Annotated in this window: 2 protein-coding genes and 1 pseudogene; 2 read left to right on the top strand and 1 reads right to left on the bottom strand. The window is 63.5% G+C overall.

Annotation, left to right across the window (positions count from 1 at the left end):
• The coding region (locus WA989_RS13300) for a hypothetical protein (protein ID WP_424340973.1) at positions 1-184 on the top strand (184 nt) is incomplete at its 5' end.
• Between the two features lie 40 nt (positions 185-224).
• Here the strand turns inward: WA989_RS13300 and WA989_RS13295 are convergent.
• Positions 225-1,658 carry an efflux transporter outer membrane subunit gene (locus WA989_RS13295; RefSeq protein WP_424340972.1) on the bottom strand — a complete coding sequence of 478 codons (1,434 nt, stop codon included), beginning with the start codon at positions 1,656-1,658 and terminating at the stop codon, positions 225-227.
• A 117-nt stretch (positions 1,659-1,775) separates the two neighbouring features.
• Between WA989_RS13295 and WA989_RS13290 the strand changes: the two are divergent.
• Positions 1,776-2,198, top strand: a pseudogene (locus WA989_RS13290) (hypothetical protein); the annotation flags it as partial.

Below are 2,198 nucleotides of genomic sequence, written 5' to 3'. Positions count from 1 at the left end.
GACTATCGTTGCCGAAGGGGTCGAGACCGACAAACAAAGCGCCTTCATTGAAGGCGTCGGTTGTCCGCAAATGCAGGGCTATTTCATCGCCCGGGCGATGCCCGCCAGCGAAACGGCTGAATGGCTCAGAAACAACGCCGTGGACGATCAGCCCATAACAGCCGCCCAAAGCAATGCCTCTTGATCACCGGGCGTAAATGCCGGGCGTTTCCGGGCCGAACGGTCTAGCCGCCAAAGGCGCGGTAGATGGTGACGCGGCGGCGCAGGGCCTCGTAGCGGGCCTGGGCTTCGGCGTCGCGGGCGCTCAGGGTCTGGCGTTGCGCGTCGATCAGGCTGAGCAGGCTTTCAGCGCCTTCCCGGTAGCGGATCTCGATAAGGTCGAGCGCCCGCTCTGCCGCGCCAAGCGCCCTCGCCCTGAGGGCCGCTTCCTCGACCGCGTAATTATAGGCCTGAAGGGCCGCATCGGTTTCAGTCAGCGCCTGCAGGACGGCGCTTTCAAACCCGGCCCGCGCGGCATCGGCTTCAGCCTCGGCCTGATCGATCTGCGCGCGGGTCAGTGGAAGATTGAAAATACCCCAGCTGATGCGCGGGCCGAAACTGTAGCCCAGCGCTTCTTCTGTGAAGAGGCTGGACGGTTCGTTCGAGGTGAAGGTGGCCTGACCGCTGAGAGAGATGGTCGGGTAGAGGTCTGCCATTTCAGCGCTCACGGCATAGGTCGCCGCTGCCAGCTGGCGCTCTGCCGCCCTGATATCCGGGCGCCGGCGCAGCAGGTCGACAGGCGAGGCGATGGCAATCGGCTCGAACGCGTCGACCGGCGCCAGGGCCGTGCTCTCGAAGGGCGCGAGCTGAGGATGCGCTTGGATGAAGGCCGGGACGGTGTGGCCCGTCAGCCGGGCAAGGCCGGCCAGGGTTTCCGCGCGCGCTGCCTTGATGGCCAAGATGCCCGCCTGCGTACTCTGAACGAGATTTGTCTGGCGCTCGACATCGATATCGGCGACCTCGCCGGCATCGCGCAATTGCCGGGTCAGATCGAGCACATCGCTCTGGCGCTCGAGGCTTTCAGTGTTGACGGCGATCCGGGTATCGAGCTCGCGAAGGGTGAGATAGGTCGAGGCCGTCTGCGCCATAATGGCGCGGCGCGTATCCGCAGCGATGGCCTCGCGCCCGCCAAGGGCGGCTTCTGCCTGCGAGATATTGTTCGCCACCCGGCCGAACAGATCGGCCTCCCAGCTGGCTTCGGCGCCGGCTGAATAAAGCGTCTGCGCGCTGAACTCGAACGGCACGTCCGCGCCCAGCGAGCTGCTTGATTGTTTCTGGCGGGTGATGGCGCCCGTGAGCTGTCCAAGCGGGAAGCGGCTTGCGCGTGCAGCTGCAACAGCTGCTTCAGCCGCAGCGATATTGGCGCGGGTCTGATCAATGTCGGGATTGCTCGCATCAGCCTCCTCGACGAGGGCGATGAGGGGCGCGTCATCGAAGCTCCGCCACCAGTCTGTCTGGTCCAGCGCGCCCGGCGCGAGGACGGCGCTATCGCCAGCGATCCATGCATCCTGCCAGGTGTCCAGGACGGGCGGATCATATTCCGGGCCAACAGACAGACATCCTGAAATCGACAGAATGGTTAAAGCAAGAATTGAGACTCTTATGCGATAAAGGGACATTGGCACCTGGTTCGACTGGCAAATTGCATAGCTGGTACCATGTACAATCAATCCGGGCAGCGTCCAATCAAAGTCGCGCCCATAGATGTAATGGGTAGATGATGCGTTGGAATAACAATGTCTTCGCAAACTGAAAATGACCGTGAAGCATCAGGGCGGCCGGGCCGCGTCTGGATCCTTGTCGGCGTGCTCGCTGCCGCCGCCGGTTTTGTGGTCATGCTGGTCGCCGGCTCTGGCGATGGCGTCAGCGAGGAAGCGGCGGCGCGCGAAGACAGCATCCCCTATGTCGAAACAGCGACCATCGAGCCCGCCGGCAATCGCTATCAGGTAACAGCGCCGGGGCGCCTTCAGGCGCGCGAAACGCTGAGCCTTGTCGGCGAAGTGTCCGGCAAGGTGACAGGCATCAATCCGAATCTCGAGCTTGGCGGGCGTATCGGCAAGGGCGAGATCATCCTGAAAATCGACGATGGCGACTTCCGCGCCGATCTTGCCCGCGCCGACGCGCAGGTCTCCACGGCCAAGGCAAGGGTGGAACAGGCC

Source organism: Henriciella sp. (assembly GCF_049649345.1).
Lineage (GTDB): Bacteria > Pseudomonadota > Alphaproteobacteria > Caulobacterales > Hyphomonadaceae > Henriciella.
The sequence above is the reverse complement of the archived record's forward strand: the minus strand, read 5'-3'. Positions and strand labels throughout refer to the sequence as shown.

What these genes read in the sequence shown, in the direction of transcription:
- WA989_RS13295 (WP_424340972.1), bottom strand. Translation starts at nt 1,658, where the DNA reads ATGTCCCTTTATCGCATAAGAGTCTCAATTCTTGCTTTAACCATTCTG.